This is a genomic window from Calothrix rhizosoleniae SC01 (assembly GCF_900185595.1).
GTDB classification, from domain to species: Bacteria; Cyanobacteriota; Cyanobacteriia; order Cyanobacteriales; family Nostocaceae; genus Calothrix_A; species Calothrix_A rhizosoleniae.
The window spans coordinates 1-7,662 of record NZ_FYBH01000092.1 but is presented as its reverse complement, the minus strand read 5'-3'; the positions used below and the strand labels follow the sequence as shown (position 1 = coordinate 7,662).

Here is a 7,662-nt window from a genome sequence, read left to right as displayed (position 1 = left end):
AAGAGTGCGGTGAATGCTAGGTAGTCTTCAATATTATACTTTGATTGACTTTACTGCTTATCATCCATGTGCATATGACAAGACTGTTCCCAGTTTTGATAGATCCCGATCAACTCGTACAAAGGATAAGCCACCATCATCAATCTTGTGTGTAGGAAGGATATTAAAGTGATCCTTGTATGTAAACTGGGGAAATTGCTGTACTTTTACCGGATAGGTTCATGCGCCCACTATCATCTCCACCCCAATCTTCTTTGATTGATGATACTTGAGATTCAGCATTCAAGTTTCCCTGATTTTCACCCATTACCCTATAATCTCCTTATTCCTAAGTAGATATTTGTAGCCATTTAATCACATATACACACAAATGAACGCAGATAATCAGTTCTTTAACGAACAGTGGCAACTTTATCAAAAAGTACTGAATAATAATTACATGGGGCATAAGGAAATTTATAGTATCCTGCATGATTTCCTTATTAACCACTTGCAAACACCTTTTTCTTTGCTTGACTTGGGATGTGGTGATGCTAGCTTCACGACAAAATCTTTATTCAATACTTCTATTTCTGCCTACAAGGGTATAGACTTATCGGCAGCAGCTTTAGAAATTGCTCAGCGCAATCTGGAGGCAATCCCCTGTAAAAAAACTTTTATCCAAGATGATATTTCTACAGCTATCAATCAATTAGTCAACCAGAAAGACGATAAATTTGATGTTGTGATGACTTCTTTTGCTCTTCATCATTTAAGCCTAGAGGAAAAGGAATCGGTTATTAGTCAAATATCTCATCTACTCGAATCTAATGGAATACTGATTATTGTTGATGTGATTCGATTGGCAGAAGAGGAGCGAGAAAATTTTATTAAACGTTACCTAAATCATGTGCGTAAAGATTGGTATTTAATCTCATCTCAAGAGTATTCGATGATTGAAAACCATATATCTACTTGTGATTTTCCTGAAACTCAAAATACACTATCTGAAATCACCCGCAAACACAACTTCCCTAAATTTGAGTGCTTATATCAAGATGATTTTGTAACTACACAAGTATTGTGTTTCTACAAAACTGGTTTATCCTCTTAATTGACAAATATTGAAAATTAGAATGGTAAATGGAGGAACTCGTATAATATTTCCATGATTTTGACTCTACCTTTAGCCAGCAGGATCGGTTAATTCACCACAAAGCAATATTCCTCTCCATACTTCTACAATAGTTAAAGTATTCACCAATTCTTGCTCAAGTTGTGCTGAATTGTGCAATATCCCTGTGTATAGCTATACAATATCAGCCTAACCCTATAAAGCAATATGAGCTTAACTGCTTGTTTAACCAACTTCCACCTCAGTTAGAGAATTATGGCTTTTTCTTGCATTGTGCGTGCTTTGGGACGCTCCTCCCTCTCTAATGAATTTCTTACCAAACTAGAGAAACAAAAACATTTACATTTAAATGGGTTTCCCCGTTTACCGAAAGGTTTGGTAGCTTCAGCATTAGCCACTGCTGGGGATAAAAATTTGTTTGTCGTCTGCGCCACTTTGGAAGAAGCCAGTCGCTGGACTTCTCAGTTGGAAGCTATGGGATGGAAAACTGTACATTTTTACCCCACTTCTGAAACTTCCCCCTATGAACCATTTGATCCAGAACTGGAAATGACGTGGGGACAAATGCAAGTTCTTGCTGATTTGGTGCCAGAAAATGGAGAAGAAAAGCAGTCAACAAATGTAGCAGTTGTAGCTACCCATGCGGCTCTACAACCACATCTACCCCCAAAAGATACCTTTATTCCCTTCTGTATGACTCTTAAGCAAGGGATGGAGTGGGGTTTGGAACAATTTAGCCAACAGGTGACTCACCTTGGTTACGAGCGAGTACCAATGGTAGAAATGGAAGGACAGTGGAGTCGCCGGGGGGATATTGTAGATGTGTTTCCCGTATCTTCCGAATTACCTGTAAGGTTGGAATGGTTTGGGGATGAAATTGAGAAAATTCGGGAGTTTGACCCCTCTACTCAGCGTTCTGCTCTGGATAAAATTGAGCAGTTAATTCTCACTCCCACTAGTTTTGCTCCAATTCTCATGGCTCACATGGGGGATTTGTCTGTCATCGAACCCTATCTGTCCGAGTCAGAACAGGAGGCTTTGGAGACACAACAAATTCTGGAAGGAAGTCGCCGCTTTTTAGGTTTAGCCTTTGACAAACCAGCTTCTTTAATAGATTATTTACCAGAAAATACTTTAGTTGCTATTGATGAACCAGAACAATGTCATGCCCATAGCGATCGCTGGGTAGAAAATGCCGAAGAACAATGGCAATTTATCGACAATGAAGGCAATACTTTACCCCAAATTCACCGGATTTTAGATGATTCTCTGGAGGATTTATCAAGATTTAAAACTATACATTTGTCGGAATTGGCAGAGGAAAATAATGGTATAAATTTAGCCAGCCGTTCCATACCTGTCACCCCCCACGCCTTTGCCAAAATTGCCGAAACATTACGACAAGAACGCGATCGCAATTTTGCTGTCTGGATTATGTCTGCACAGCCAAGCCGTTCTGTATCTCTGCTCCAGGAACACGATTGTCCAGCTCAGTTTATTCCCAATCCTCGGGACTACCAAGCAATTGACAAGTTACAACTTAACCATACCCCTGTTGCTCTCAAATATTCTGGTTTAGCGGAATTGGAAGGTTTTATTCTGCCTACCTTCCGCTTGATTATCATTACAGATCGGGAATTCTATGGACAGCATTCCCTGGCGACTCCTAGCTACATCCGCAAACGCCGACAAGCTGCTTCCAAACAAGTAGATCCCAATAAATTGCGTCCAGGAGATTATGTTGTTCACAGAAACCACGGTGTAGGCAAATTTGTCAAACTCGAAAGTCTCACCTTCAATGAGGAAACCAGGGATTATTTGGTGGTACAGTATGCCGATGGCTTGTTGCGGGTAGCAGCAGATCAGGTAGGGGCATTGTCCCGGTTACGTACCAGCACATCCAAACCACCCCAACTGAATAAAATGACGGGTAAGGTATGGGAAAATACTAAGAATAAAGTCCGCAAAGCCATTAAAAAGTTGGCAGTGGACTTACTGAAGTTATATGCAGCTCGTTCCAAACAAGAAGGATTTACTTACCCCACAGATATGCCTTGGCAAGAGGAAATGGAAGAATCTTTCCCTTACCAACCTACCACGGATCAATTAAAAGCAACCCAGGATGTGAAACGGGATATGGAAAGCGATCGCCCTATGGATCGGTTAGTATGTGGGGATGTAGGCTTTGGTAAAACTGAGGTGGCAATTCGGGCGATTTTCAAAGCCGTGACTGCTCATAAACAAGTCGCTCTCCTCGCACCCACCACCATTCTCACTCAACAGCATTACCATACCCTCAAAGAACGTTTTGCTCCCTACCCCATCAACGTTGGCTTACTCAACCGCTTCCGCACCCCAGAAGAACGACGACAAATTCAAAAGCGATTGGAAACAGGGGAATTAGATGTGGTGGTAGGAACCCATCAACTTTTAGGCAAAAAAGTTACTTTCAAAGATTTGGGACTATTGGTAGTAGATGAAGAACAACGATTTGGAGTCAATCAAAAAGAAAAAATTAAATCCCTGAAAACCCAAGTAGACGTACTTACCCTTTCCGCCACACCCATTCCCCGCACCCTATATATGTCCCTCTCTGGGATTCGGGAAATGAGTTTAATTACCACCCCTCCACCATCCCGTCGCCCCATCAAAACCCACCTTTCCCCCATGATTTCGGACAGTATCCGCAGTGCTATCCGTCAAGAAATTGACCGGGGAGGACAAGTTTTTTACGTAGTTCCCCGTGTAGAAGGAATTGAAGAAAAATCAGCCTCAATTCGGGAAATGGTACCTGGAGTTAAACTCGCCATTGCTCATGGGCAAATGGATCCAGGGGAGTTAGAATCAATCATGCTCACCTTCAGTAATGGGGAAGCTGATGTGTTAGTTTGTACCACAATCATTGAATCTGGTTTAGATATTCCTAGGGTCAACACCATCCTCATAGAAGATGCCCATCGCTTTGGTTTATCCCAGTTGTACCAATTGAGGGGAAGGGTAGGACGTGCGGGAATCCAAGCCCATGCATGGTTATTTTATCCCCAACAAAGAGAAATATCTGATACTGCTAGACAGCGATTACGGGCAATCCAAGAATTTACTCAACTAGGTTCCGGTTACCAACTAGCAATGCGGGACATGGAAATTCGCGGAGTAGGTAACTTACTAGGTGCAGAACAATCCGGACAAATGGATGTGATTGGTTTTGATTTATACATGGAAATGTTAGAAGAAGCCATCCGGGAAATCCGGGGACAAGAAATACCGAAAGTTGACGATACCCAAATCGATCTGAACCTCACAGCATTAATTCCCAGCGATTATATCCCCGACATCGACCAAAAAGTCAGTGCATATCGCGCCGTCGCCACAGCTAAATCTAGAGAAGAACTAGCATTAATCGCCGCCGAATGGGGCGATCGCTATGGTATAGTTCCTCCACCAGCGACTCAATTATTGCGAGTTATGGAACTCAAGCAAATGGCGAAAAAGCTAGGATTTAGCCGCATTAAGCCGGAAAATAAGCAGCATATTGTCTTAGAAACACCAATGGAAGAACCTGCTTGGAATTTATTAGCTGAGAATTTAACAGAAACGATGAGAAACCGTTTTGTTTACTCCCCTGGTAAGGTAACAGCAAGGGGTTTAGCAGTTGTCAAAGCAGATAAACAATTGCAAACCTTGATAGATGTATTGGAAAAAATGTCCTCTGGGGTTCCTGAGACTACTGCGGTGTAATATAAGTAATAAGTAATAAGTAATAAGTAATAAATTAATTTATGGGCTTTGAAGTGGATAAACCTCGAAGCCCATAATTCCGCTCATGTCGTTTTTTCACATGGGTTACAAAACAAGGGGCTGACCAATCTGCCGAATTCCATTATCATGTTGCCTATAATTAAATCCTGCTGGCGATTTGTCAATATCAGTACAATTTTCTTCGCAATCTTAGCCACAACAGCCACCATACTAGGATTTGCCAGTAATTTATGGTGGGGCTTTGAACTTTTAGAACATCCCAGGTTACAGTACTGTCAGATATTATTAATTGCATTGGGAATTGGTGGAATTTTACGGCAACGTTGGAGTCTAGTTTGGTTGTTTCCTCTAACGATTAACCTAGTAATTGTTTTACCCCTTTTTCTTCCATCCCATCATCACAAATCTCCCGGAATTAATGCACCAACCCATACCTTGCGTATCTTGCACGCTAACCTTGATCGCCATAATTCTCACATGGATCAGGCAATTAAATATATTAATTCCCAAACTGCTGATGTAGTTTTACTTCAGGAAATCACCCCATCCTGGTTAAATCAGCTGCAAAAGCATTTACACAACTATCAATTGATTACCGCAGAACCCAGGGAAAATTCCCACGGTAGTGCATTGTTCTTACCAACATCACCAACTCAACTACTGGTAATTAAAGAGATTCAAACCATCCATTTACCTGACTACTCCGAACGTCCCCTCATAGAAACCGTCTTCTCCATAGGTGAAACAGACTTTGTCATTCTTAGCTTACACGTCACTCGTTCCCGCAATCCAGGAACATCTGAATTTCAACAGACAGAGTTTGATGCTGTAGCTAATTGGAGTCAAATCCAACAAAAAGCAGGGAAACAAGTAGTGATCATTGGAGATTTTAACACCACCCCTTGGTCAAGTCGATTTCGTCACCTATTAAAAAATAGTGAGTTACATAATTCTCAGCAGGGATATGGTTTCCAAACCACGTGGTTAGCCAGTTTACCAGCACCTCTGAGGATTCCTATTGATCATTGCTTGTACAGTAAGGCATTCACAACCATGAAACATAAACCTGGTATTAATATTGGCTCAGACCATCTACCTTTACTATTAGAATTACGGCTACATGAACGACCTAAATCTCCTGATTGGAATATAGCCAGGGAAGAATGATGGAGTGATGGAGGGAATATATCCAAAATAGTTTGATTGATAGGTGATGAGCTTTATTTCCCAAAAATTGTTACATTTTGTGTAGATAGCAAATCCATTGTTCGCAAATCCCACCATGTCTAACAGTGTTTTAACAACCGGAAATAAACAAACTACAGCAATACAAGCACTTCCTGCTGGTGGAATCGATCCAGAACGCTTTGACTGGCAAGAGGCTTGGTATCCTGTTGCTTATATAGAAGATTTAAACAAATCTCAGCTAACTCGCTTCACATTATTAGAACAGAATATTGTCATTTGGTGGGATAGGAATCAAGGGGATTGGCGAGTATTTCTAGACCAGTGTCCCCACCGTTTAGCTCCCCTTTCCCAAGGAAGAATTAATCAGCAAGGATGGCTAGAATGTCCTTATCATGGTTGGTCTTTTTCTGGAACAGGTAAATGTGAATATATACCTCAACAACGGGAAGGAAGTAAGGCTGAGGGTTCCCAACGTGCTTGTGTAAATTCCCTACCCACTGCGGTGCGCCAAGGATTATTATTTGTATATCCTGGTGAAGCTGAAAATGCTGCAAAAACTAAGATTCCTGTTGTTGATGCCTTGGAATCAGAACCAGATGGCTGGGTTTGTCTCAATACCTTCCGAGACTTACCCTATGATGCCCTGACATTAATGGAAAATGTTCTAGATTCTAGTCATATTCCTTATACCCACCACGGTACAGTAGGCAAACGAGCCAATGTATCTCCCGTTGAGCTAGAGGTTGTAGAATCAGGCAAGTGGGGGTTTAAAGGAGTGTGGCAAGAAGGCCCTCGTAAAGGTACTTTAGGCAAACAAGATACTACTTTCATTGCTCCTGGATTAATGTGGCATGACCTCACTTCTAAACAGTTTGGTCGAACATTAACGGTAGTTTACGCCACTCCCATTCGTAAAGGAGAATGTCGCTTATTTGCCATTTTCCCTTTCAAATTCTCGTCAAAATTACCGGGAATATTCTTAAAGTTGACCCCCCGATGGTATTCACACACAAGTCAAAATCAGATTTTGGAAGATGACCAAATTTTTCTCCATTACCAAGAAAGGTATTTAGAAGCACAGGGAGGCAGCAGTAATTTTACTCAGGCATTTTATTTGCCTACCAAAGCTGACTTATTTGTATTTCAACTACGCACCTGGGTGAATCAATATAGTATTGATCCATTTCCAGGCAAAACCTTACCTCCGGCATTACCCACAGCAACTTTATTGGATAGATACCATTCTCACACAGAAAAATGTGGGAGTTGCCGCAGAGCTTTGATGAACTTGCAACGAATTAGGATGGGATTAGCTGTAGCGATCGCACTCTATTGGAGCTTAATGCCTATATTAATCTTAACTCAAAATCACATACCTAATATCACAGTCATTGTTTCCTGCTTGGCTGCTATTATTGGCGGAGGAATTTGGTTGAGTTTAGGCAATTTAGAGCAAAAATTTCATCAAGGTGAGGAAATTCCACCTCGAAACTTCCCAGATAAATAACTTGAGGGGGAATGAATAGTTAATTTGGTGATCAACCTTTCAAAAGAAGTTTTCATTTTGCTATGGTAGCAATCGTGATAACCTTAATATTCTT

5 protein-coding genes are annotated in these 7,662 nt (G+C 41.2%); 4 read left to right on the top strand and 1 reads right to left on the bottom strand.

Annotated elements, in window-relative coordinates; all coding sequences use genetic code 11:
* Positions 1–163: 163 nt before the first annotated feature.
* Positions 164–307: a hypothetical protein gene (locus CALSC_RS26275; protein ID WP_159460567.1), complete on the bottom strand. Its 144-nt coding sequence runs from the start codon at positions 305–307 to the stop codon at positions 164–166.
* Positions 308–370: 63 nt separating this feature from the next.
* Here CALSC_RS26275 and CALSC_RS05345 point away from each other — a divergent pair, with 63 nt between their 5' ends.
* The 4 genes from CALSC_RS05345 (at position 371) to CALSC_RS05330 (ending at position 7,568) form a co-directional block, all read left to right on the top strand.
* The gene (locus CALSC_RS05345; protein ID WP_200817572.1) at positions 371–1,093 is read left to right on the top strand and encodes a class I SAM-dependent methyltransferase; all 723 of its coding nucleotides are present in this window, start codon (positions 371–373) and stop codon (positions 1,091–1,093) included.
* Positions 1,094–1,369: 276 nt separating this feature from the next.
* Positions 1,370–4,852, top strand: a complete 3,483-nt coding sequence (mfd, locus tag CALSC_RS05340) for a transcription-repair coupling factor (RefSeq protein WP_088240368.1) — start codon at positions 1,370–1,372, stop codon at positions 4,850–4,852.
* A gap of 147 nt (positions 4,853–4,999) precedes the next feature.
* Positions 5,000–6,040 (top strand): endonuclease/exonuclease/phosphatase family protein, encoded by a 1,041-nt coding sequence (locus CALSC_RS05335; RefSeq protein WP_088240367.1) that lies wholly within the window; start codon positions 5,000–5,002, stop codon positions 6,038–6,040.
* Between the two features lie 115 nt (positions 6,041–6,155).
* Positions 6,156–7,568 (top strand): aromatic ring-hydroxylating dioxygenase subunit alpha, encoded by a 1,413-nt coding sequence (locus CALSC_RS05330; protein ID WP_088240366.1) that lies wholly within the window; start codon positions 6,156–6,158, stop codon positions 7,566–7,568.
* Positions 7,569–7,662: the final 94 nt, after the last annotated feature.